Source organism: Achromobacter sp. JD417 (assembly GCF_041879325.1).
Lineage (GTDB): Bacteria > Pseudomonadota > Gammaproteobacteria > Burkholderiales > Burkholderiaceae_B > Achromobacter > Achromobacter mucicolens.
In genome coordinates this window covers 4,908,977-4,930,602 of record NZ_CP087159.1, presented here as the reverse complement: position 1 = coordinate 4,930,602, position 21,626 = coordinate 4,908,977, and the positions used below count along the sequence as shown (strand labels likewise).

Here is a 21,626-nt window from a genome sequence, read left to right as displayed (position 1 = left end):
TCGTTGCAGGCCGATTCCCGGTGGCAGCGGGCTTTTTTGTAACAGCAACGGCGGATATCCCGACCTCGCGCTTCATGTAGGAAAAGCAGCCCGTGTCTTGAGGCTGCGCCGATCCTTCATGAGCCTGGGAACCCTTTCATGTCACCTCGTCCTGTCCGCGCCGCGAGCGCCGCGGCCCTTGTCCGTCCATCCCTGCGGCGCACGGCGCTGAGCATCGCATTGCGCCGTCTCGCGCCCTGGGTTGCGGCGGCCGTGTTGGCGCCGGCGCCGGTGCACGCCCAGACCCAGGCGCAGACCCAGGCCCCGGCGCCGCGCACCGTGGCGTTCAGCATTCCCGCCGGTCCGCTGGGCGCGGCGCTCGGCACGTTTGGCGTGCAGGCGGGCGTGATGGTGGCGTCCGATCCCGGCCTGACGGCCGGCGCCATGACGCGGGGACTGACGGGCACGTACGGCGTGCAGGCCGCGTTGGAGCGCCTGCTGGCGGGCACGGGACTGCAGGCGGTGGCCCGAGCCGAGCGCGGATACCGGCTGCGGCAGGCGCCCGCCGAGACGACCGCGACACTGGCGCCCGTGATGGTGACGGGCACCTACAACACCACGACGGACGGGACGGGTTCGTATACGTCGCCTGCGGTCACCATCGGCAAGACGGCGCAGGCGCTGAAGGACATTCCGCAATCCATCACCGTGCTGACGCGCCAGCGGATGGACGACCAGGACATGACCAGCCTGCCCGACGCCGTCAACAACACGGCGGGCATGGTGGGCGTGCAGGGCGTGGGCGCCGGCGTCGCGATCAATTCCCGCGGCTTTCCCGTTGACCTCTTGCAATACGATGGCGTGTCCCTGCTGCGCAACAGCTACAGCCTGGGCAACTGGGAGCAGGACTCGCTGGTGTTTTATGACCGCGTGGAAATCCTGCGCGGCGCAGCCGGCCTGTTGCAAGGCGCGGGCAGCCCGGGCGGGGCGATCAACCTGGTGCGCAAGCGGGGTGGCGCGGAGCCGTCGGTGGTCGTGACGGGCAAGGTTGGGTCGTGGGATCACTATGGCCTGACGCTGGATGCGGGCGGTCCGCTCAATGAATCGGGCACGCTGCGCGGGCAGGTCGTGCTGGACGAGGATCGCAGCCATTCGTACATCGACTACGTGTGGGACAAGACGCGCAACCTGTACGCCGCGCTGGATTTCGACGTTACCGAAGCCACGACGGTAGGCCTTGGGGTGAGCAACCGGTACAGCCGGTCGCGGCCGATGTTCGTCGGCTATCCGCGGTTCGAAGACGGTGGCAGCATCGACCTGCCGCGCTCGACGTTCAGCGGCTCGACCTGGAACCGCGCCACCAACGACCAGACCATCTTCAATGCCGACGTCACGCATCGCTTGAATTCGTCGTGGCGTTTCAGGCTTGCCGGCGTGGCGATGGACGAAGACAACACGACCGTGCACCAGCGCGTTGCCGGGGCCGTGCAGCGTGACGGCAGCGGTCTGAACTACGGCAACTTCGGCGTGGATTTCAAAAGCCGCCAGCGCGGGATGGACATGTCGGTGGCGGGCGACTTCGACGCTTGGGGCATGGCGCAGGAAGTGGTGGTTGGCGCCAACTATTCCAAGCTCACGACGAATGACCGGTTCACCCGTGCCTGGGAGAGCGGCGGCAACATCTTCGATCTTGACCACCACCGTCCGTGGCAGGACATGGACTCCATCGCCCAGGCCAGCGGCTACGATTCGCGCAGCGCCTACGACATCCGGCAGAAGGGCATCTATGGCACGTGGCACGTCAAGCCCATCCAATCCCTGGCGCTGATCGGCGGCGGTCGCGTCGGCTGGTTCGATTACAGCTACAGCGGGGACGGCGACACGACGACATCCACCACGTCTGGCCGTTTCATTCCCTACGCCGGGATCGTGTATTCGCTGACCGACAACTGGTCGGTCTACGGCAGCTACACCACGGTGTTCGAGCCCCAGACCCAGCGCACCGTATCGGGCAGCCTGCTCAAGCCGATCGAGGGCAACAACTACGAGGTCGGCGTCAAGGGCGAACTGGCGGACGGCCGGGTCAACGCCCTGCTTGCGCTGTTCCGCTACGACCACAAGAACCGCGCCGTCAACGATTACGACGCCGGATTTGCCTGCAATGGCTGGTACTGCTCGCGCGCGGCCGGCAAGGTCCGCAGCCAGGGCGTGGAAGCCGAGATTTCCGGCGAGGTGGTCAAGGGACTGGAACTGTATGCGGGCTATGCCTACAACACCACGAAGTTCCTGGAAGATCCGGACAACCAGGGCAAGGTCTTCAGCACCTGGACGCCCAAGCACATGCTGCGACTGTGGGCCAATTACAGGCTGCCGGGCTCGTTGAACCGCCTGAGCGTGGGCGCCGGCGTGAATACGCAGACCGCCACGATCAGTTCGGACCGTGAGTTCAAGCTGGCGGGATTCACGATCTGGAATGCGCGCGTGGGTTACCAGGCCACGCCGGAACTGAGCTTCGGACTGAACGTGAACAACGTGTTCGACAAGAAGTACTACGTGCCGTCCTACAACACGCTGTCCGGCAACAACTACTATGGCGAGCCGCGCAATGTGATGCTGACGGTTCGCTACGCGCCCAGGCTGTAAGGATGCTCTCGGCGGCTCGTGTATAACCGTCCTGGACGGCGCCACCGATGCGCGCTGTGCAAGGAGCTGATTTTGCGCGAGTTGGTTGCGACGTTCCTGGATGCGGGCCTGCTGGTGTTGGCGGTGCTGGCCTTCCTGTTGCCGGCGCTGTCGGCACTGGCCCTGGTGCTGCGCGCAAAGGCCGGCAGGTTTCCCCGTCTGAACACGCCGGGCTGGCGCCGCGCAGGCATCGTGGTGCTGTGGCTGCCGTTCATCGTGATGGCAGTGTATGGCGGCACGGCATGGTGGGCGGCCAGCGTCTACGACCGCTACTATTTCTTCGGCCTGCTGATCTGCTTTGCGTATCTGCTGTGCGCCATGCTGTTGTCGGCGGCCGGCCTGTTCTGGATCCGCACGACGCGGGGCCGGCACCCCTGAGCACTGCCCCATCAGCGCATCAACGCATGCACCTGGCTCGACAGGTCATCGAGCATGAAGGGTTTGAGCAGCACCGGCGCGTCGCTGGCCGGAACATTGGCGCCTTCGGCGCTTTCGCCGTAGCCGGTGATGAACAGCACCTTCATCCCGGGCCGCATCGTGCGGCCGGTTTCCGCCACGCGCCGGCCGTTCACGCCGCCCGGCAGCGCCAGGTCGCAGACCAGCAGATCGATCCGCGGCAGGGCGGTCAGTTGCCGCAGGGCGCTGGCGCCATCGGTGGCCTCGATCACGTCGTAGCCCATTTCCCTGAGCACTTCGGCCGTGACCTCGCGTACCGCGGGGTCGTCCTCGGCCAACAGGACAGTGCCCCCTTGCAGGACGCGGGGCGGCTGGCCCGCCGCCGCGACGGCCGATGCCATGTCGATCTCGGCGCCGCCGTGGCGCGGGAAAAACAGGTCGATGTCGGTGCCTTGGCCCGGTTGGGAGCGCACCTGCACATGCCCGCCCGATTGCCGGACGAAATCGTGCACCAGCGACAGGCCCAGACCCGTGCCGCGGTCGGCCGGCTTGGTGGTGTAGAAGGGCTCGAACATGCGTTGCACGGTTTCGGCCGTCATGCCGCAGCCTGTGTCGGAAACGCGCAGCAGCACGTGGTCGCCGGCCTGCAGGCCACGGTCGCTTGCGGCTTGTGCGTCCAGCGTGACGTTGCGCGTTTCGATGCGCAAGACGCCGCACGCGTCGAGGGCGTCGCGCGCGTTCAGGCACAGGTTCAGAAGGGCGTTCTCGAGCTGGTGCGAGTCGACCCATACGGGCCACAACCGGGGCGCGCAGTCCATTTCCAGCGTGACGGCGGATCCGGCGCTGCGCGCGATCAACGCTTCCATGCCGGCGATGACGCCATTGATGTCCACCACCGTGCGCTCGAGCGGGTGGGTGCGCGAGAAGGTCAGCAGGCGCCGCGTCAGGACGGCCGCCTTTTCGGCGCCGCTTTTTGCCACGGCGATGTGGCGGTCGAGGTCTTCGGTGTGGCCGCGCGCAAGACGTTGCGAAAGCAGTTCCAGGCTGCCTGAAATCCCCGTCAGCAGGTTGTTGAAGTCGTGCGCGACGCCGCCGGTCATCTGGCCGATGGCTTCCATTTTCTGGCTTTGCCGCAGGGCCTCTTCCGTCAGGCGCAGCGCATCGGCCTGGGCCTTTTCGGCTTCGACCCGCGCGGTGGTCTCGATGACGGTGTCGATCATGCCGACGACCTTGCCATGTTCGTCGCGCACCGGGCTATAGCAGAACGTGAAGTGCGCCAGCTCCAGGCGGCCGTACCGAGCGAGCTCGACGGGATAGTCCTCGATGAAGGTGGCCTCGCCGGCAAAGGCGCGTTCGGCGATGGGGCCGATCTGGGACCAGGCTTCGCGCCAGATATCGCTGAACGGGCGGCCCAATGGGTCGGGCTTGGCGCCCAGGATGGGCACGAAGGCGTCGTTGTAGATGGAGATCAGGTCCGGGCCCCACACCAGACAGGCCGGAAACCGGGACGACAGCACCATGCTGACGGCGATGCGCAGGGAGGGGGACCAGTTGGAGAGGGGGCCGAGCGGGGTGGCCGACCAGTCATGGCTGGCGACCCGGGCGCCCATTTGCCCGCCGCTGGCAAGGAACTGAGGCATGGACGGGTCGTTCGGCATGGCACTCGTGGCTGTGGCGGGAAGGTGTCCGATTCTATCGCACCACACCAAAGCACGCGCGGGGGCGGACGGCTCGTATAGAATAAAAACAATTCCTATTTGCATGAAAGCCGAGGTGCGCCTTGCCTGCGCCGCTAATTCCATCCGCCGACAACGTCACGAAGCTCTATCGCGAACACCACGGCTGGCTCTCGGCATGGCTGCGCAAGAAGCTGGGCAGTTCCTTCGATGCCGCCGACCTGGCGCACGACACTTTCGTGCGGCTGATGGCCGGCCGGCGCCGGGAAGACTGCGGCGCCGAGCCGCGCGCGCTGCTGGCCCACATCGCCAAGGGCCTCGTGGCGGACCACTGGCGCCGCCGGTCGGTGGAAGACGCCTATCTGGCCGCGGTCGCGCAAGTGCCGCCCGCCGAAGCCCCCTCGCCGGAGGCGCGCGCACTGATCCTGGAAACGTTGCACGCCATCGACGCCGCTTTGCATTCGCTGCCGTCCCGCACGCGCGAGGTCTTCCTGCTGTCGCAGTTCGACGGCATGCGCTATGACGAGATCGCCCGGCAGCTTCGCATGTCGCTCTCGACCGTAAAACGCCATATGCAGGCTGCTTTTGCCGCCTGCCTGATCGCCTACCAGGCGGATGCGGCATGAACGCGGTCATCGACCCCGCCATCCTTAAAGAGGCGGCCGGCTGGCTGGTGCGCGTGCAGTCCGAAACGCTGTCGGCGGCGGATAGCGCGGCGCTGGACCGTTGGCGGGCCCGCAGCGCCGATCACGAAGCCGCGTGGCAACGCGCCGAGACGATGTTGCGCAGTTTCGGCCAGGTCCCGCCGCACATCGGCGGGCAGACGTTGCGCCAGGCGCACCGCGCCGGGCGCCGGCAGGCCGTGCGGGCGCTGGCCGGGTTGCTGGTGCTGGGACCGGCGGCCTGGATGGCTGCGCGCGAACTGCCCTGGCGCGAGTGGCGCGCGGACTTGCGCACGGCCACGGGCGAGCAGCGCCGCATCGCGTTGGCCGACGGCACGCAACTGGTGCTGAACACGGCCAGCGCCGTGGACGTCGACTACACCCCTGCCCAACGCGTGCTGTGGCTGCGCGCGGGAGAAATCCTGCTGACCACGGGGCAGGATCCCGCGCCCGTGCGGCGCCCCTTCCTTGTGCAGACGACCCAGGGTGTGCTGCGTGCGCTGGGAACGCGCTTCATGGTGCGCGACGAGGGCGCCCGCGTCCGCGTGGCGGTGTTTGAGGGCGCGGTCGAGGTCCGGCCTGCCCGGGAAGGCACAAATCCGTTGGTGCTGGCCGCGGGCGAACAGACCGTCTTTTCCGCCGAGGGGGCCGCCGCGCCCGTCTCCGCCGATCCGCTGGCGGCATCGTGGGCGGACGGCATGCTGGCCGCGCGCAACTGGCGGCTGGCCGATCTGGTGGCCGAGCTGGGCCGCTACCGCCACGGCGTGCTGCGCTGCGATCCCGCGGTGGCCGGCCTGCGGGTGTCGGGGGCGTTCCCGTTGAACGACATCGACGCCAGCCTGCGCCTGCTGGAAAAGACGCTGCCGGTGCGGGTGAGCCGAGTGACGCCGTGGTGGATCACGGTCGCGCCGCGCGCCGCCGTTACACATTAATCGCCGATCGGCTGACACTTTTGTCCGCTTCGTCCGGTGTACCGGGTGAACCGCCGCGACATGCGCGCCACCCCATACCCACGAAGGATCGCTTGATGGTTTCCCGACTCTCCCGTCCGCCCCGCCTGCCGCGCGGCCTTGCCGTTCTATCGCCCGCGGCGTCGCTGGTCCGGGCCGCCGGCCTTGGGCTGGCGCTGATTGCGGCCACGGGAACGCTGGCGCCGGCACACGCGGCCGAGCCCGCCGCTGCCGCCGCGCGCAAGTCCTACGCCATCGCGGCCGGACCGCTGGGTGACGTGCTGGCGCAGTTTGCCGCCACCGCGGGGGTGCCGCTGTCGTTCGATCCCGCCCTGGTGGCGGGCCAGCATAGCGAGGGCTTGCAGGGCGCGTACACCGTGCGCGAAGGGTTCGCCCGCCTGCTGTCGGGGTCGGGCTATGCCCTGTCGGAACAAGGCGGCGGCGCGTACTCGTTGCGCAAGCTGCCGGTGGCCGCTGGCGAGACCACCGTGCTGCCCGCGGTGACCGTCGCCGGGGCAGGCGTGAGCCCGTCCGCGCTGCCCGCCGAATTTGCCGGCGGCCAGGTGGCGCGCGGGGCGCGTCTGGGCCTTCTGGGCAATCGCGACGTGATGGATACGCCGTTCAATGTCACCAGCTATACGTCGGAATTGCTGGCGAACCGCCAGGCCGTGACGCTGGCCGATGCGCTGACCGTCGAACCGTCGGTGCGCTTTACCGGCCAGATCGGCGGCGTGACCGACTCGTTCTACATCCGCGGCTTTCCAATCGGCGAAGGCAACCTCGGCGAAATCGCCTTCGACGGCGTCTATGGCGTGGCGCCCAACTACCACGTCTTCACCGACTACATCGAACGGGTGGAAGTGCTGAAGGGACCGGCGGCGCTGCTGTACGGCATGTCGCCCAACAGCGGTGTGGGCGGCGTGATCAACATGGTGCCCAAACGCGCGCTGCCCGAGGACCTGACCCGCGTGTCGGCCGATTACGTCGGCGACTCGCAGTTCGGCGCCCGGGTCGACCTGAGCCGCCGGTTTGGCGACGCAGGCGAGTGGGGCGTGCGGGTCAATGGCATGCAACGGCAGGGCGATACGCCGCTGGACAACATGTCCTCGCGCACGACGATCGGCGCGCTGTCGCTGGATTACCAGGGCGAACGGCTGCGCGCCTCGCTGGACCTGCTGACGCAGCACGAGAAGATCGACGCCCCGACGCGGCCGTTCCTGGTCGCGCCCGGCATTGCCGTGCCCCGCGCGGCGGACGGCCGCCGCAACGCCACGCAGCCGTGGGGCTGGTGGAAGTCCGACGGCCAGTCGGCGCTCTTGCGCGTGGAATACGACATCAGCGACCGGCTGACCGTCTTTGCGGACGCGGGCGGTTCGGACACCGCGGTCTCGCGCCTGTCGGACCAGACGCCCACCATCGTCAACGAGGCCGGCGACACGGTGGTGACGCCCAACAACTTCCGCTTCCAGGTCGACCGCAGCACCTACAACGCCGGGTTGCGCGCCAAACTGGACACGGGGCCGGTGCGCCACGCCGTCAGCTTCATGGGCAGCCTGTACAGCGACCGCAACAGCCAGGCCGGTGTGAACGGCACGCCGCTCACGTCCAACATCTACCGTCCGATCACCCGTCCCGAGCAGCATATTCCCGCGCCGGCCAACGTGCCCAAGGTGTCCTCGTCCGATCTGTCCGGGCTGGCGCTGGCCGACACGCTCAGCATCCTGGACGAGCGCGCGCAGCTGACGCTGGGCCTGCGCCACCAGCGCATCGAGTCGCGCAACTTCAATGGCGCGACGGGCGTGCGCACCGTCAGCTACGACGAAAGCGCGACCACGCCGCTGGCGGGTCTGGTCATCAAGCCCTGGCACAACGTGTCGCTTTACGCCAACTACATCGAAGGCCTGAGCAAGGGCGACGTGGCGCCCGCCACCGCCATCAATTCGGGTGAGGTCTTCAAGCCCTACAAGGCCAAGCAGAAGGAAGTGGGCGTCAAGGTGGAGCTGGACAGCGCGATGGTGACGCTGAGCGCCTTCGAGATCACCAAGCCCAGCGGGCAGCTTACGAACGGGGTATATGCCGCCGACAGCGAGCAGCGCAACCGCGGGCTGGAGCTGAATGTGTCCGGCGAGCCGTTGCGCGGCCTGCGCCTCCTGGGCGGCGTGACGCTGCTGGATGTCGAGCTGACGCGCACCAGCAGCGCGGCCACGCAGGGCAACCGGCCGGTGGGCGTGCCGACCGTCGCGGTCAATCTGGGCGCCGAATGGGACACGCCTTGGGTGACCGGGCTGACCTTGACGGGCGGCATGGTCTATACCGGCCGCGAATACATCAACCAGGCCAACACGCAGTCCGTGCCGTCGTGGACGACGTTCGACCTGGGCGCGCGATATGCCCTGAAGGTGCAGGGCCGGGACGTCACGCTGCGCGCCAATGTGGTCAACGTATTCAACCGCGCGTACTGGTCCGGCGTGGCGTCGTACGGCACGATCTCGCAAGGCGTGCCGCGCACCGTGATGCTGTCGGCGTCGATGGACTTCTAGGGGCCGGCGAACACCCTGTGCAATGGGTGACTGCCGCTACGGCGCGTCGTGCAGCATCAGACTGAGACTGACGTGTTCGCCGCTGCGCACGCGGCTGATGGCCTGGCGCGCGGTCACGCGGTAGATGCCCTGCGCGCCCTGCACGGGCCGGTGCGACGTCGCGATCACCGCCGCGTCGCCCAAGCCCATCGGCAGCACCAGGGGACGTGACTGCATCCGAGGGCGCTGCTCGGTCATGACCAGTTCGCCGCCCGTGTGGTCAACACCGGGTTCGGACAGCAGGACGATCAGCCGCAGCGGAAATACGCAGGTTCCGTCGGCGTGCTGCAGCAGCGGCTGGTAGCCGTCCGTGGGGATGCGCTGGAGGGCCGACAGCCTGCGCGATTGGCCCGCCTGGCGGTTCATTTGCGTGTAGGCGGCCAGCGTGTCGGGATACGAGGCGTCCAAGTCCAGCGCGGCCGCCCACGCGCGCGCGATGGGAAGCAGGCGGTCGTAGAGGCCGGCGCGCAGGCGGGCAAGCGGCGCGGGCAAGGGGTCGGGCAGCGGGCCGGACTGCGGGAAAGCCTGAGCCAGCGCGCGCGCGTCGTCCGGCGCGTAAAGCCCGGGCAGCATCGTCCAGCCCTGCGCGTTCAGGTCCTGGGCAACGCAAGTCCAGTCGTAGTGGCCGAGCGGCCGGGAATCGGGCGTGGTCATGGTCGGTTGGCGGGCAGGTCGAAGCGACAGCTTAGCCACTCCCGCCAGCCCTGGCACTCCGTGGCTTGCTGCGTGGCGGCCCCGCCCGCCCGGGGAGGCCGTGGCCGTGCAGTATGCTTACCCGCTTCATGGACACTCCCTTCGCTGCCCCCAATGACTGATTTTCCCTTTGACGCCGTGCTGTTCGACTGCGACGGCGTGCTGGTCGATTCCGAACCCATCACCAGCCGCGTGCTGACCGAAATGCTCAATGAGCTGGGCTGGGGCATCACGCACGCCGAGACGATGGAGATATTCACGGGCAAGGCGGTCAAGGACGAACTGCCGCTGATCCAGGCGCGTACCGGCGCCACGATCACGCCAGCGTGGTTCGACCAGTTCCGCCAGCGCCGCAACGACGCGCTGGACCGCGACCTGGTCGAGATTCCCGGCGCGCCGCATGCCGTGCGCGCGCTGCACGACGCGCTGAGCGGACGCATTGCCGTGGCCTCGGGGGCGGACCGGCGCAAGGTCGAGCTGCAACTGGTCAAGGTCGGGATTGCCGACTGCTTCGAGGGCCGCGTCTTCAGCGGTCATGAAATGCCGCGCAGCAAACCCTTCCCGGATGTGTACCTGGCGGCTGCGCAGGCGCTGGGGGTGGATCCGAAGCGTTGCGCGATCGTTGAAGACACCGTTACCGGCGCGACGGCGGGCGTGGCCGCCGGCGCCACCGTGTTCGGTTACAGCCCGGGCGAACCCGGCCACAGCGGCGCACAGGCGCTGCGCAGCGTGGGCGTGGCGCACGTCTTTACCGACATGCGCGCGCTGCCGGCGCTGCTGGCGGGTTGGCAAGCCGCCGCCTGACACGCAACGGCCGAGCCGCACGCGCGTGTCCGGGCGTGGCGGTCTGCCCGCCGCCTGCTATGCTCGGTTTCTCCTCGAATCCAAGGACTCGTCGATGTCGCAAATCTGGCTGGAAATCTGGACTGCCGTGCGCACTGAATTTGCCGATATTCCCGATGTGGCAGAGGCAACGCGCATCGTGCTGCGCTTAAGCATGGCCGTCCTGTTGGGCGGCCTGCTGGGTTACGAACGGGAACGCAGCGGCAAGGCGGCCGGGTTGCGCACGCATATGCTGGTCGCGCTGGGCGCGGCCATTTTTGTGCTGGTGCCGTTGCAGGGCGGGATGGACGTCGGCGACCTGAGCCGCGTGCTGCAAGGCGTGATCGCGGGCATCGGCTTTCTGGGGGCGGGCGCCATCATCAAGCTGGGCGCCGAGCGAGAAATCCACGGTCTCACCACATCGGCCAGCATCTGGATGACGGCCGCCATCGGCGTGGCCGCGGGCATGGGACGCGAGGCCACGGCTGTCGTCAGCACCTTGATGGCGCTCTTCGTGCTGGCCGTGCTGCGGCGCGTCGAAGCGCGCATTTCCGAAAGCCAGGCAAAGTCCGTGATTTCCACGGACGACAAGTAGCCGTCCCGCATAGCAGGCCTGGCCGGATGCCGGTGCCGGCCCGGCACAAGCTTGCCGGGCCGCGCGTTAGCTGCCGCCCGACACCTCGATGAACGATCCGCTGGTATAGCCCGCCTCGTCCGAGAACAGCCACATCACCGCCCCGGCCACTTCTTCCACCGTGCCGCCGCGGCGCAACGGAATGACGCTTTTCAGCCGGTCCACGCGGCCCGGTTCGCCGCCGCTGGCGTGCATCTCGGTGTAGATCGTGCCCGGGCGCACGCCATTCACACGGATGCCTTCGGGCGCGACCTCCTTGGACAGGCCAATGGTCAGCGTGTCCATCGCGCCCTTGGACGCGGCGTAGTCCACGTATTCGTTGGGCGAACCCAGACGGGCCGCGGCCGAGGACACGTTGACGATGGCGCCACCCTGGCCGCCGTGGCGCGGCGACATCCGCCGCACCGCTTCGCGCGCGCACAGGAATGCCCCGACCACGTTGGTGGACAGCACCCGGTGCAGCCGGGCGGCGTCCATGTCTTCGACGCGCATCTGCTTTTCCAGGATGCCGGCGTTGTTGACCAGCGCGTCGATGCGGCCCAGGCGCTCGTCCAGCGTGCGGAACATGCGCACCACCTGATCCTCGTCGGCCACGTCGGCCTGGATGGCAACCGCCTTGCCGCCGCCGCGCGCGATCTCGTCCACCACGGCTTGCGCGGCATCGGCATTGGCGTGGTAGTTGACGCCGACCGCGTAGCCGCGGCGGGCGGCCAGTTTGGCGATGGCGGCGCCGATGCCGCGGCTGCCGCCGGTGACCAGCATGACTTTGGACATGGTTTCCTCCTGTTGGGGCATCACGTTAGCAAAGCCGGACGCTCAGATCCATACGTCGTTGGGCGCGCGGCGTTCCTCTCCCGCGTCGCCCGTGTTGGTCACCCCGCGCGGCTCGATCAGCATGACTTGTGTTTCCTCCAGCGCACAGGGCTTGTGCTCGACGCCCTTGGGTATCACCGTCATTTCGCCAGGGCCCAGGTCGATCTCGCCGTCCCGCAGCGCGATCCGCAGCCGGCCGGCGATGACGATGAACGTCTCGTCCGTGTCGGCGTGCGCGTGCCAGACGAAATCGCCCTTCAGCTTGACGAGCTTGAACTGGTAGTCGTTCATCTCGGCGATGACCTTGGGCATCCAGTGGTCGTGGATGAGGGCCAGCTTGGCGGCCAGATTGATGGGGGCGGGAGCGGACATGGCGTTGCCTCGGGATGGGAAAGCCCCACGATACGGCGGGGCCGGGCATCTCGTCTTGTACGATCGAGCAGGTTTGCCGGGTTCCTGCCGGCGCCGCGCCTCAGGCGTGCAGCATCCGCCGCCAGCGGTCGGGCGCCATGCCGTAGGCCTGCACGTGGCGGCGCGTCAGATGGCTTTGGTCGGTGAATCCTGCGTCGATGGCCGCCTGCGCCAGCGGATGGCCCGCGGCAATGAGCCGCCGCGCGAGGTCCAGGCGACGCAGCATCACGTAGCGGTACGGGCTGGTGCCGAACAGGGCGCGGAAATCGCGCGACAGGCTCCAGCGGTCCGTGTCCGCGGCGCGCGCCAGATCATCCAGGGTGATCGGCTGGTCCAGCGACGCAAGGATGTAATGCCGCGCGCGCTCGGCGGCAATGTAGTCAGGCGCGCACCTGCCCGTCCTGCGCCCCGCGGCGGCGCACAACGCGTGCGCCAGTTCATACAGTGCGTCGTCTTCCTGCAGCGGATCGATGGCCTGGCCCGTGGCCTGCAGCAGCGCGCCGCTTGCGGCGTATAGCCGCGGATCGGCGCTGATGCCGTCACGGATGAACGGCAGGGCACGCCCGCCCAGGATCTGCTGGATGAGCGCCGGCTCGACGTAGATCATGCGGTAATGAAAGCCCGCGTCCGTGCCCGCCTGGCCGTCGTGGGCCTCGTCCGGATGCAGCACGATGGTGCCGCCCGGCAGGCTGTGCTGCATTGCGCGCCGATAGTGAAAGCTTTGCACCCCGGCGAGCGTGCGGCCGATGGCGTAGGTGTCGTGGCGGTGCATGTCGTAGCCATGCCCCCCGAAATACGCTTCGATGCGCTCGAGGCGGCTGGTCGGCGCGGCGCGCCGGATCCAGTCGTTGCAGCGCGCATGGCGGGGCATGGCCGCGGGTCCGTGTTCAGGCCGGCTGCTTCAACTGCACCAGCACGAACTCGTTGCCGTACAGGTCGATGAAGTGCGCGTAGGCGGCGGTTTCCTCGTGCACGGGCTCGCGGGTAAAGCGCACGCCCTTGGCCGCAAAGTGGGCATGATCGCGCAGCACGTCGTCCGTGTAGAACACGCCGACCGGCTGGCCGCCGGTCTGGTCGCCCACGCGATCGCGCTGCGCCTGCGTCTGGGCTTGCAGCAGCCACACGCCCACCGAAGGCTGATCGTGCAGGCGCAGGTGCACATAGCGCTGCTGGCCGACAGGCATGTCGACAGACACCTCCATACCGAGCTTGTCCCGGTAGAAGGCGATGGCGGTGTCGTAGTCGTTTACAAGCAGGACGAGACGGCCCAGCGTGTGCATGTCAGGATTCTCTTCAAATGGATCGTGCGGCCATGCTAACCCACCAGGCAGTCTTTTTCTTCAGTCGGCGGCGTGGGCTTCGCGCACGAGGCGCACGCCGACCAGCGGATAGCGCGTTTCCTGCGTGTTCCAGTTGCGGTACGACGCGCGCGTGTACAGCGCCCAGGTGTGCCAGGAGCCGCCGCGCCGCACGCGCACGTTGCCGGTGTCCGGGCCCTGCGGGTCGTCCGTGGGGGACTTGGCGTAGTAGTCCTCGCCGTACCAGTCCGCCACCCATTCCCAGGCGTTGCCGTGCATGTCGTACAGGCCGAATGCATTGGGCGCGTAGCTGGCGACGGGCGCGGTGAAGGTGTTGCCGTCGTGGCGTGGCGAGGCGAAGGCCTGCCATTTCGGCCACAGCGGGCTGGCGTCGGCATCGAAGCCGTTGCCCACGTCCGGCATCGCGGCCGGGTCGTCGCCGTTCTGGTAGCGGGTGCGCGTGCCGGCGCGGCAGGCGTATTCCCATTCGGCCTCGGTGGGCAGGCGGTACACGCGGCCCTCCGTCTTCGTCAGCCACTGCGCCAGCGCGGTGGCGTCGTTCCAGCTGATGTTCACGACGGGGTGATCGTCGCCCTGCGCGAAACCGGGATTGCGCCACGAATACCGGCGGTCGCGGCCTTCGAAGGCGTCGCCCGAGGCAGACGTTTCCGGGTCGTAGGCGGCGTTGTAGCCGTAGCCGCCCGTGCCGTCGGCCTCAGACTCCGGCACGTAGCCGGACGCTTCGATGAACCGGCGGAACTGGCCCACCGTGACTTCGGTGCGTTCCAGGTAGAACGGCCGCGTGATGCGGACGGTGTGCACCGGCGCTTCGTCAAAGAGCTGGGCGTGACGCTCCGGCGGATATTGCGGATAGGCGGCGGCCAGCGTGCGGGGGTCTTCGTCGCTGCCCATCTGGAACGTGCCCGCCGGCACGCGCACGAACGTCATGCCCAGCGAGTTCTCGATGATGTCGGGCGGCGTGGCCGCCAGAACGGGCGCGCAGGTCAGGGTGCAAATGAGGGCGATGGCGGTGCGGGTACGCATGGGTGTCCGACGGGTTGGGCCAGAGGGTGCGCCATAGTAGGGCCGCCGCGCAGCCGCCGCCAGACATGGTGAACCCTCATGTTGCAGGCATCGGACGGCCAGCATGCGCATCCTGCCAAGTCGCACCAAGGCGTGCGGCCACGTCATGGCCGCCGCGCGCCTAACCCGCCTTGCGGATCGTGAAGTTGATGCGCTGGCTGCCCAGCCGCGGATGCGGCAGGTCTTTCAGCGGCATCACGCCGTGAAACCGCAGGCGGTCCACGCCGCCCCACACGACGACGTCGCCGTGAAACAGCGGCACCCGCGCGGCCCGGTCCGCGCGGTCGTCGCCGCCAAACAGAAACATCGCCGGCATGCCGAGGGACACAGAGACAATCGGCGCGCCGTAATCGCGTTCGTTGCGGTCCTGATGCAGCGACAGGCGCGAGCCGGGCGCGTAACGGTTGACCAGGCACGCATCCGGCGCGAAGTCCGCAAAGCCGGCTTCCCGCGCCGCGTCTTCGGCCAGCTGCCTGAAGGCCTGCGGCATCGCCGGCCAGGGTTGGCCGGACACGGGGTCGATGCGGCTATAGCGGTAACCGCGGGCATCCGTCGTCCAACCCAGCTCGCCGCAATTGGTCAGCGCCACCGACATCGTGTAGCCGCCGGGCGTCTCCATGTGGCGAAACGGGGCCTGCGCGATCACGTCGTCCACGCCGGCCAGCAGCGCGTCCACGGCGGGTAGCGCAAACCCGCGCAGCACCACCGATTGCGCACCGAGCGCCACGCGGCCGTGCTGGGCGGGATCGTCGCCGCCGAATAGGTCCAGGGTCGAGGTCATGTCACACCGCGTCGTGAAAGATGATGCCCAGTGTGTGGCGCCGGCCCGAGCGCAGTTCGCTCACGCCGTGGCGCATGGCCGCCTTGCGCCAGCCGCGCACGCCCGCGACGGGGCGCTGGTTCACCGTGAAGATCAGCGCATCGCCTTGCTGCAAGGGCAGCACGTCGGCGCGCTGCTCGCGGCTGCTGGTCTCGGTCATGACGAATTCTCCGCCGGTGAAGTCCACGCCGGGCGCCGACAGCAAGAGCGCCACCTGCAATGGAAAGACGTGTTCGCCGTACAGGTCCTGATGCAGGCAGTTGTAGTCGCCCGGCCCGTACCGCAGGATCAGCGGCGTAGGCCGGCGCTGTCCGGCCGCGTGGCAACGCGCCAGAAAGCCGGCGTGGTCTGCCGGGTACCGCACGTTGATTCCCATCTGGCGGTTCCAGCGGTTGGCGATGGGCGCCAGCCGGGCATACAGCGCGCCGCGCAGCCGGGCAATCGGGCCGGGCAAGGGGTAGCGGAAATACTTGTATTCGCCGCGTCCGAATCCGTGGCGCGCCATCACGACGCGGCTGCGGTACCGATCGTCCTGGTCGTATGCATTGGACAGCACAATGCACTGCGCGGGCGTCAGCAGGGCGGGCAGGATGGCATTACCGTGCGCGTCTAGGTCTGCGGCGGCGCGGGTCCAGTCTTGCTGCGCGAGCAAGGCGTCGGCGGGCGTCAGGGTCATGATCGGCAAAAAAAGGAATATCGCTGCGTCCAGTCTACGCCTTGCGCGTGCGCCGGCCACTCCGCTTGTTGCGGCCGCCTAGAGCAGCGGTTCCAGCGGCAGCTTCGATGCAAACCACACGGTCGCGCGTTGCAGCAGGGTGGCGCCCGGCTCGCGGTCGTGCCGCACCGTCTGGCCGTCGCGTTCCTCCAGCCAATAGAGCTTGCCCATGTCGTCCAGCCGGACGCGGTAGGCGGTGCGGGGCAGCTCCTTGTCGAATGCGTTCTCGATGCCGCGGGCCAATGCGGGGCTGTCGATCACAAAGCCCAGCTCGGTGTTCAGCCGCGCCGAACGCGGGTCGAAATTGAACGATCCCACGAAGACGCGTTCACCGTCCACGGCGAAGGTCTTGGCGTGCAGGCTGGAGCCCGAACTGCCGAAGGGGCCCATGCTTCGGTTGCGTTCGACGCCGTGCGACGCGCGCTTCATTTCGTAGATCTCGACGCCGGCGGCCAGCAGATCCTTGCGGCGTTTGGCGTAGCCGGAATGCACCACCGCCACGTCGGTGGCTTCCAGGGCGTTGGTCAGCACCCGCACCCTGACGCCGTTGCGCGCCATCTTGGCGAACGCGCGCGTGCCGGCGGCGGTGGGCACGAAGTAGGGCGACACCAGCAGCAGATCCTTGGCCGGCGCGCCCACGATGTCGTGCAGCTGGTGCGGCAGCATCGCTTCGGGCGGCGCGGTGCCCAGCGTCTTGCGGGGATCGTCGCTGACCATGCGTGTCGCCGACCATTCCAGGGGCAGCTCGCCCCTGAGCAACTGGCGGATGAACGGCAGGTCGCGCATGGCCTGCGCATAGGCCGCGGCCTGCGGCGATCGCTCGACCGTGGCGGCATCGGCTTCCAGTTCCTCCAGTTCGTTGGAGGCCGCCTTCTTGACCAGGCCTTCCACGGGATAAGCGGAATCGCTGCACCAGTAACGGTCGAAATCGGCCGACACGTCGCTGACCGTTTCCCCAATGGCCAGCACATCCATGTCCGTGAACACGACGCCGTCGGTGGCGCCAAAGTATTCGTCGCCGATGTTGCGGCCGCCGACGATGGTCACCTGGTTGTCGGCGGTGAACGACTTGTTGTGCATCCGGCGGTTCAGCCGGTTGAAGTCCGTCAGGTAGCCGAGCGGCTTGGGCCAGCGCACCGCAAACGGGTTATAGAGGCGGACTTCGATGTTCGGATGCCCGTCCAGGGCGGACAGCGTCCGGTCGAGCCCTGCCGTGCCGTTGTCGTCCAGCAGCAGGCGCACGCGCACGCCGCGATCGGCGGCCTCGTGCAGCGCCTCGAACAGTATGATGCCCGTCATGTCGTCGTGCCAGATGTAGTACTGCACGTCCAGGCTGCGCTCGGCCGCGCGCGCCAGCATGATGCGGGCGGCGAACGCGTCCAGGGGGTTGGCAAGGGCATGGATGCCGGATTTGCCGGGATGCGCGGCGGCCAGCGGCGCAATCGCCTGTCCCAGCGGCGTGGTCTGGGCCTGGTCTTCGGGAAGCGCCCGCGACACGCTGCGCTTGTCGAGCGAGGGAAGGGAACAACCGGAGGTCAACGCGCAAAGGATGGTCATGTAGAGGAGTTTGCCCAGTTGCATGACCGCTATTGTGCCGAATCCTGCGCGGGTCCTCCGTAGTGTCCGGCGGCCGAACGAATCGCGCATTGGGGAAACCACGCAGTCGACGGTTTTTCATATACGGGATAAATTCCCAAATATGGAAAACACAAACGCTTCTGCCGACGCCGGGCTGGACCTTCGTCTTGCCGCCCGGCTCAAAATGCTGCGCCAGGAACGCGCCTGGTCCCTGGACGACCTGGCCGGCCGGGCCGGCATCAGTCGCGCCACGCTGTCCCGGCTGGAGAATGGCGAGGTCAGTCCCACCGCCAGCGTGCTCGGCAAGCTGTGCGCCGCCCATGGCATGACCATGTCGCGCCTCATGCTGATGGTCGAGGACGACTTTGCCGCCTGCGTGCCGGAAGCCGCGCAGTCCGTGTGGGTGGACGACAGCGTGGGCTTCACGCGCCGTTCCGTGTCGCCGCCCTCGCAACGCCTGGCCGGCGAGGTGCTGGCCTGCGAATTGGCTGCCGATGCCCGCATCCATTACGAGCATTCCCCCCGGCCCGGTCTTGAACACCATCTGCTGATGCTGGACGGCGAGCTGTCCGTCACGGTGGACGGGCAGGCGCACCGCCTGCTGCCGGGCGACTGTCTGCGCTACCAGCTATTCGGCGCCAGCACCTTCGTCACCCCGCCGCATCGCGGCGCCCGCTACCTGCTATTCATCGTCTGAGCCCCCATGACGCCTTCAAATCTTGAATTGATCCTGCTGCCGGCCGACGCCGCCGCGGCCGCCGTGTCCGACCTTGCCACCTTGCTGCACGCGTGCGTGCAGGGCGGCGCCAGCGTCAGCTTCGTGCTGCCGTACAGCCATGACGACGCGCAGGCGTTCTGGCGCCGCAAGGTGCTGCCGGCCGTGGAAAGCGGCGCGGTCAAGTTGTGGGTGGCGCGGGTGGACGGGCGGGTGGCCGGTTCCGTGCAGCTGGATGTGGACACGCCGCCGAATCAGCCGCACCGCGCCGAGGTGCGCAAGCTGCTGGTGCATCCGGATTTCCGGCGCCAGGGCATTGCGCGGCGGTTGATGGGCGAGGTCGAGGACATGGCGCGGCGGCTGCATCGCAGCCTGCTCACGCTGGACACGCGCACGGGCGACTCGGCCGAGCCGCTATATGCGTCGCTGGGCTACCAGACTGTGGGGGTGATTCCGGGCTTTGCGCGCGATCCGCTCGACCCGGACAAGGTGGATGGAACGACGATCATGTACAAGCAGCTATGACCGGCGTTCGGGGCGGGGCGATCAGGCCAGCGGCTTGATGCCCACGCTGTAGGGCGGCGCGTTGCCGCGGGCGGCGGCCTTGATCTTCAGCATGGAGCCGCCCGGCGTGAACTCGAATTCTTGGTAGGGCACTTCGAACCACTGGTGAAAACTGGTGCGCGAGAACTCCGGCACCCACACCTTTGCGCGCTTCGCATCGCAGTGGAATTCCACCAGCGTGCGGTCGATGCCCAGCGGGCGGGTGTTGCCGATGCGGTAGCTGACGCGCAGTTCGGCGCGTTCGGCTTGGCCGGGCCGCCAGGTCAGGCCAATGGATTCCATGAAGTGTTCGATCGCCTCAATGCCGCGATACATAGCTGACTCCGAAAGCAGCGGGGGCGGTTGCCCCCGTGATGATCCGCCGCGCAAGGCGGCGGCAAACAGACGGATTATCCGCCATATCGCATTGCCGTAGAAATAGGCAGGTTTCACGCAAGATCCTGCCTGTACGCCCGCGCGGGCGATTCTTACTATCCTGTCCAGGGCCGCGCCGGCCGTGTTTTTGCCAAGCGCGGCGGCATCGGCCGGGCGGCACGGCATCTTGCCGGCCGCCGCAAGCAAGGAAAGGGGATCGCATGAATACCGAAAAAATCTGGTTGGTGACGGACGTATCGGCCGGCCTGGGCATCACCCTGGTCAAAATGCTGCTGGACCAGGGACACAAGGTGGCCGCCACCTCGGGTGATGGCGATGCGTTGCTGGAGGCGGTGGGCGCCAAGCTTGAAGGGCGGTTCCTGCCGCTGACGGTCAACCTGGCCGACGAGCGCGCGGCGCGACGCGCCGTCGATGCCGCCGTCGCCGCGTTCGGCGGCATCGACGTGGTGGTGAATGGCGCCGGGCAAGGGGTGCAGGGCGCGCTCGACAGGTTGACCGACGCGCAGTTGCGCGGCACGTTCGATACCCACGTGTTCGGGGTGCTGAACGTCATCCGCGCCGTGATGCCGCGCCTGCGCGCGCAGCGCGGCGGGCATGTGTTCAACATTTCGTCCATCCTGGGCTTCGACGGGCGCACGACGGAATGGGGCGCCTACAGCGCTGCCAAGTTCGCCGTCAGCGGGCTGACCGAATCCTTGGCCGCCGAAGCCGCGCCGCTGGGCATCCGGGTTTCGCTCGTCTATCCCGGGGCGATGCGCACAGGCGAATCCGAGGTGTCGCCGGAGCTTTCCGCGCGCGGCGCGCAGGGGTGGGATCAGAGCGGAGATCCGGCCAAGGCGGCGCAAGCGCTGATCGATGCCGAGCAGGCGCAATACGCGCCGCTGCACCTGTTCCTGGGCCGCGATTCCTTCGACCAGGCGCGCAGCAAGATCCAGTCGGTGCAGCAGGAGCTGGCGCGCTGGCGCGAGATGTCGGTCTCGATCGGTTTTGCCGACGCAAGACGGCTGGCCGCCTAGACGGCCAGCAGACCGCGTCCGGCCTGATAGGCGCCCAGCAGCGCCAGGCTGACCATGAAGCACAGCTTGAAGGTGCGCGCTGACATCCGGTTGCGCAGCCGTTGCCCCAAGGCCATGCCGGCCAGCGCGGGCAGCAGCATCAGAAGGGACGCGCTTGCCGCGCCTGCCGTGTAGCCGCCGTTGAGCCACAGCCCCGCGGCAAGCGCCATGGTCGACACCGTGAACGAAATTCCCATGGCCTGGATGAGCGCGTTTTTGTCCAAGTTCAGCGCCCGCAGATACGGCACGGCGGGGATGACGAAGACGCCCGTGGCCGCCGTGATGACGCCAGTGACGGCGCCGGTGGCGATGCCCAGCCAGGGTTCGAGACGGGGCTGCACCGTGGGCGGCGCGCCAAACAGTCCCCACCCGGCATAGGCCACCAGCGCCAATCCCAGGCAGATGCCCGCCCACTCGCCCGAAGGCGGACCCAGCCACAGCGCGCCCGCCACCGTCCCGGTGCAGACGCCCGCCTGCATGCCCGCGATCCGGCGAAGCACCGCCCGCAGCGTGACCCACGGCCGCGCCTGCCACAGGTTGGTGATGAGCGACGGCACGATGAGCAGCGCCGCCGCCTGTGCGGGCGCCATCACCAGCGCCAACAGCGCCATGGAAATCGTGGGCAGGCCCAGGCCGACCACGCCCTTGACCACGCCGGCCAGGACAAACACCGCGACAACGGCGGCCAACAAAACCGGATCCAAGAGATTCATGCGGGCTCGCAGTGCGCGGTCAGCGCATCCTTGGGCCGGCCGAACAAGGCATAGGCCACGTCCTGCGACGGGCCGTCTTGCTGGCGGGCGGCACGCAGCAGCCACGCGCGTCCTTCGCACAGATCGGCGGGCAGCGATGGACCATATAACGCCGGGCCGGCGATCAGGACGACGCCCAGCATCCGTTGCGCGGGTGCGTGGTCCCCGCGCGCCGCGGCGCGCAGCCACGCCAGCATCGTGGCATGATCGCCCTGGGTCTGCGCTTCCAGCGCCAGCGCGTATTGTTGGGCGGGTGTGATAGCGCCGCCAAGACCATTGTTCGCTTCGGCCACGCCTGAGGCCGGCAGCGCGAGTGCGATCGCGGCCGCGCCCGTCCAGCGCGCGGCGCGGGTGCGCAAGGGTGCGAGGTTCAT

Annotated in this window: 23 protein-coding genes; 10 read left to right on the top strand and 13 right to left on the bottom strand. The window is 68.2% G+C overall.

Annotated elements, in window-relative coordinates; genetic code table 11:
- Nucleotides 1–138: 138 nt before the first annotated feature.
- Together LN047_RS22840 and LN047_RS22835 are read left to right on the top strand one after the other, a co-directional pair.
- On the top strand, nt 139–2,622 hold the full coding sequence (locus tag LN047_RS22840) for a TonB-dependent siderophore receptor (RefSeq protein ID WP_373980259.1): 2,484 nt from the start codon (nt 139–141) through the stop codon (nt 2,620–2,622).
- Nucleotides 2,623–2,694: 72 nt separating this feature from the next.
- A complete protein-coding gene (locus LN047_RS22835; protein WP_373980258.1) occupies nt 2,695–3,039 on the top strand; it encodes a hypothetical protein in 345 nt (114 codons plus the stop codon).
- 11 nt (nt 3,040–3,050) lie between these two features.
- On the opposite strand, the gene LN047_RS22830 is transcribed toward LN047_RS22835, so the two are convergent.
- Nucleotides 3,051–4,697 carry an ATP-binding protein gene (locus tag LN047_RS22830; RefSeq protein ID WP_373980257.1) on the bottom strand — a complete coding sequence of 549 codons (1,647 nt, stop codon included), beginning with the start codon at nt 4,695–4,697 and terminating at the stop codon, nt 3,051–3,053.
- A gap of 140 nt (nt 4,698–4,837) precedes the next feature.
- Between LN047_RS22830 and LN047_RS22825 the strand changes: the two genes are divergently transcribed.
- From LN047_RS22825 to LN047_RS22815, 3 genes are all read left to right on the top strand, one after another.
- Nucleotides 4,838–5,359, top strand: coding sequence for a sigma-70 family RNA polymerase sigma factor (locus LN047_RS22825; protein ID WP_373980256.1), 522 nt, complete (start codon nt 4,838–4,840; stop codon nt 5,357–5,359).
- The gene (locus LN047_RS22820; protein ID WP_373980255.1) at nt 5,356–6,327 is read left to right on the top strand and encodes a FecR domain-containing protein; all 972 of its coding nucleotides are present in this window, start codon (nt 5,356–5,358) and stop codon (nt 6,325–6,327) included. Before LN047_RS22825 ends, LN047_RS22820 begins: the two co-directional genes overlap by 4 nt.
- Before the next feature lie 95 nt (nt 6,328–6,422).
- Nucleotides 6,423–8,885: a TonB-dependent siderophore receptor gene (locus LN047_RS22815; RefSeq protein WP_373980254.1), complete on the top strand. Its 2,463-nt coding sequence runs from the start codon at nt 6,423–6,425 to the stop codon at nt 8,883–8,885.
- A 36-nt stretch (nt 8,886–8,921) separates the two neighbouring features.
- Here LN047_RS22815 and LN047_RS22810 read toward each other — a convergent pair whose 3' ends face one another.
- A complete protein-coding gene (locus tag LN047_RS22810) occupies nt 8,922–9,578 on the bottom strand; it encodes a 2OG-Fe(II) oxygenase (protein ID WP_373980253.1) in 657 nt (218 codons plus the stop codon).
- A 153-nt stretch (nt 9,579–9,731) separates the two neighbouring features.
- Here LN047_RS22810 and LN047_RS22805 point away from each other — a divergent pair, with 153 nt between their 5' ends.
- On the top strand, nt 9,732–10,421 hold the full coding sequence (locus LN047_RS22805; RefSeq protein ID WP_142053620.1) for an HAD family phosphatase: 690 nt from the start codon (nt 9,732–9,734) through the stop codon (nt 10,419–10,421).
- 94 nt (nt 10,422–10,515) lie between these two features.
- On the top strand, nt 10,516–11,034 hold the full coding sequence (locus LN047_RS22800) for an MgtC/SapB family protein (RefSeq protein WP_217618691.1): 519 nt from the start codon (nt 10,516–10,518) through the stop codon (nt 11,032–11,034).
- Nucleotides 11,035–11,100: 66 nt separating this feature from the next.
- Here the strand turns inward: LN047_RS22800 and LN047_RS22795 are convergent, their stop codons facing one another.
- The 8 genes from LN047_RS22795 to LN047_RS22760 all read right to left on the bottom strand — a co-directional run bounded on the left by LN047_RS22795 (nt 11,101) and on the right by LN047_RS22760 (nt 17,794).
- Nucleotides 11,101–11,847, bottom strand: a complete 747-nt coding sequence (locus LN047_RS22795) for an SDR family oxidoreductase (protein ID WP_373980252.1) — start codon at nt 11,845–11,847, stop codon at nt 11,101–11,103.
- Nucleotides 11,848–11,889: 42 nt separating this feature from the next.
- Nucleotides 11,890–12,258, bottom strand: coding sequence for a cupin domain-containing protein (locus LN047_RS22790; RefSeq protein ID WP_373980251.1), 369 nt, complete (start codon nt 12,256–12,258; stop codon nt 11,890–11,892).
- Nucleotides 12,259–12,358: 100 nt separating this feature from the next.
- Nucleotides 12,359–13,168 carry an AraC family ligand binding domain-containing protein gene (locus tag LN047_RS22785; protein ID WP_373980250.1) on the bottom strand — a complete coding sequence of 270 codons (810 nt, stop codon included), beginning with the start codon at nt 13,166–13,168 and terminating at the stop codon, nt 12,359–12,361.
- A gap of 16 nt (nt 13,169–13,184) precedes the next feature.
- Nucleotides 13,185–13,577 carry a VOC family protein gene (locus tag LN047_RS22780; protein WP_056326283.1) on the bottom strand — a complete coding sequence of 131 codons (393 nt, stop codon included), beginning with the start codon at nt 13,575–13,577 and terminating at the stop codon, nt 13,185–13,187.
- 60 nt (nt 13,578–13,637) lie between these two features.
- Complete coding sequence (locus tag LN047_RS22775; RefSeq protein WP_217618688.1) at nt 13,638–14,639, bottom strand: formylglycine-generating enzyme family protein; 1,002 nt, start codon at nt 14,637–14,639, stop codon at nt 13,638–13,640.
- A gap of 160 nt (nt 14,640–14,799) precedes the next feature.
- Entirely contained in the window at nt 14,800–15,459 is a 660-nt protein-coding gene (gene alkB, locus LN047_RS22770) for a DNA oxidative demethylase AlkB (protein ID WP_062839703.1), read from the bottom strand.
- A 1-nt stretch (nt 15,460) separates the two neighbouring features.
- Entirely contained in the window at nt 15,461–16,174 is a 714-nt protein-coding gene (locus LN047_RS22765) for a 2OG-Fe(II) oxygenase (protein ID WP_373980249.1), read from the bottom strand.
- A 78-nt stretch (nt 16,175–16,252) separates the two neighbouring features.
- Complete coding sequence (locus LN047_RS22760) at nt 16,253–17,794, bottom strand: phospholipase D family protein (RefSeq protein WP_373980248.1); 1,542 nt, start codon at nt 17,792–17,794, stop codon at nt 16,253–16,255.
- 118 nt (nt 17,795–17,912) lie between these two features.
- Here LN047_RS22760 and LN047_RS22755 point away from each other — a divergent pair, with 118 nt between their 5' ends.
- Together LN047_RS22755 and LN047_RS22750 are read left to right on the top strand one after the other, a co-directional pair.
- Nucleotides 17,913–18,488, top strand: a complete 576-nt coding sequence (locus LN047_RS22755; RefSeq protein ID WP_373980247.1) for a helix-turn-helix domain-containing protein — start codon at nt 17,913–17,915, stop codon at nt 18,486–18,488.
- Between the two features lie 6 nt (nt 18,489–18,494).
- The gene (locus tag LN047_RS22750; RefSeq protein WP_334165198.1) at nt 18,495–19,031 is read left to right on the top strand and encodes a GNAT family N-acetyltransferase; all 537 of its coding nucleotides are present in this window, start codon (nt 18,495–18,497) and stop codon (nt 19,029–19,031) included.
- A gap of 21 nt (nt 19,032–19,052) precedes the next feature.
- On the opposite strand, the gene LN047_RS22745 is transcribed toward LN047_RS22750, so the two are convergent.
- Nucleotides 19,053–19,385 (bottom strand): hypothetical protein, encoded by a 333-nt coding sequence (locus tag LN047_RS22745; RefSeq protein ID WP_056326291.1) that lies wholly within the window; start codon nt 19,383–19,385, stop codon nt 19,053–19,055.
- Between the two features lie 260 nt (nt 19,386–19,645).
- Here LN047_RS22745 and LN047_RS22740 point away from each other — a divergent pair, with 260 nt between their 5' ends.
- On the top strand, nt 19,646–20,461 hold the full coding sequence (locus LN047_RS22740; RefSeq protein ID WP_373980246.1) for an SDR family NAD(P)-dependent oxidoreductase: 816 nt from the start codon (nt 19,646–19,648) through the stop codon (nt 20,459–20,461).
- Here LN047_RS22740 and LN047_RS22735 read toward each other — a convergent pair.
- Both LN047_RS22735 and LN047_RS22730 read right to left on the bottom strand, forming a co-directional pair.
- On the bottom strand, nt 20,458–21,213 hold the full coding sequence (locus LN047_RS22735; RefSeq protein ID WP_373980245.1) for a sulfite exporter TauE/SafE family protein: 756 nt from the start codon (nt 21,211–21,213) through the stop codon (nt 20,458–20,460). The two genes, LN047_RS22740 and LN047_RS22735, sit on opposite strands and share 4 nt — an antisense overlap.
- Nucleotides 21,210–21,626: a sel1 repeat family protein gene (locus LN047_RS22730; RefSeq protein WP_373980244.1), complete on the bottom strand. Its 417-nt coding sequence runs from the start codon at nt 21,624–21,626 to the stop codon at nt 21,210–21,212. The genes LN047_RS22735 and LN047_RS22730 overlap by 4 nt, the downstream gene beginning before the upstream one ends.

Excerpts from the sequence above, each read along its gene's own strand:
- LN047_RS22765 (WP_373980249.1), bottom strand. The coding sequence starts at position 16,174 with ATGACCCTGACGCCCGCCGACGCCTTGCTCGCGCAGCAAGACTGGACC.
- LN047_RS22795 (WP_373980252.1), bottom strand. The coding sequence starts at position 11,847 with ATGTCCAAAGTCATGCTGGTCACCGGCGGCAGCCGCGGCATCGGCGCC.
- LN047_RS22830 (WP_373980257.1), bottom strand. The coding sequence starts at position 4,697 with ATGCCTCAGTTCCTTGCCAGCGGCGGGCAAATGGGCGCCCGGGTCGCC.
- LN047_RS22730 (WP_373980244.1), bottom strand. The coding sequence starts at position 21,626 with ATGAACCTCGCACCCTTGCGCACCCGCGCCGCGCGCTGGACGGGCGCG.
- LN047_RS22800 (WP_217618691.1), top strand. The coding sequence starts at position 10,516 with ATGTCGCAAATCTGGCTGGAAATCTGGACTGCCGTGCGCACTGAATTT.
- LN047_RS22740 (WP_373980246.1), top strand. The coding sequence starts at position 19,646 with ATGAATACCGAAAAAATCTGGTTGGTGACGGACGTATCGGCCGGCCTG.
- LN047_RS22820 (WP_373980255.1), top strand. The coding sequence starts at position 5,356 with ATGAACGCGGTCATCGACCCCGCCATCCTTAAAGAGGCGGCCGGCTGG.
- alkB (WP_062839703.1), bottom strand. The coding sequence starts at position 15,459 with ATGACCTCGACCCTGGACCTATTCGGCGGCGACGATCCCGCCCAGCAC.
- LN047_RS22750 (WP_334165198.1), top strand. The coding sequence starts at position 18,495 with ATGACGCCTTCAAATCTTGAATTGATCCTGCTGCCGGCCGACGCCGCC.
- LN047_RS22760 (WP_373980248.1), bottom strand. The coding sequence starts at position 17,794 with ATGCAACTGGGCAAACTCCTCTACATGACCATCCTTTGCGCGTTGACC.
- LN047_RS22775 (WP_217618688.1), bottom strand. The coding sequence starts at position 14,639 with ATGCGTACCCGCACCGCCATCGCCCTCATTTGCACCCTGACCTGCGCG.
- LN047_RS22790 (WP_373980251.1), bottom strand. The coding sequence starts at position 12,258 with ATGTCCGCTCCCGCCCCCATCAATCTGGCCGCCAAGCTGGCCCTCATC.
- LN047_RS22815 (WP_373980254.1), top strand. The coding sequence starts at position 6,423 with ATGGTTTCCCGACTCTCCCGTCCGCCCCGCCTGCCGCGCGGCCTTGCC.
- LN047_RS22810 (WP_373980253.1), bottom strand. The coding sequence starts at position 9,578 with ATGACCACGCCCGATTCCCGGCCGCTCGGCCACTACGACTGGACTTGC.
- LN047_RS22755 (WP_373980247.1), top strand. The coding sequence starts at position 17,913 with ATGGAAAACACAAACGCTTCTGCCGACGCCGGGCTGGACCTTCGTCTT.
- LN047_RS22735 (WP_373980245.1), bottom strand. The coding sequence starts at position 21,213 with ATGAATCTCTTGGATCCGGTTTTGTTGGCCGCCGTTGTCGCGGTGTTT.
- LN047_RS22805 (WP_142053620.1), top strand. The coding sequence starts at position 9,732 with ATGACTGATTTTCCCTTTGACGCCGTGCTGTTCGACTGCGACGGCGTG.
- LN047_RS22745 (WP_056326291.1), bottom strand. The coding sequence starts at position 19,385 with ATGTATCGCGGCATTGAGGCGATCGAACACTTCATGGAATCCATTGGC.
- LN047_RS22840 (WP_373980259.1), top strand. The coding sequence starts at position 139 with ATGTCACCTCGTCCTGTCCGCGCCGCGAGCGCCGCGGCCCTTGTCCGT.
- LN047_RS22785 (WP_373980250.1), bottom strand. The coding sequence starts at position 13,168 with ATGCCCCGCCATGCGCGCTGCAACGACTGGATCCGGCGCGCCGCGCCG.
- LN047_RS22780 (WP_056326283.1), bottom strand. The coding sequence starts at position 13,577 with ATGCACACGCTGGGCCGTCTCGTCCTGCTTGTAAACGACTACGACACC.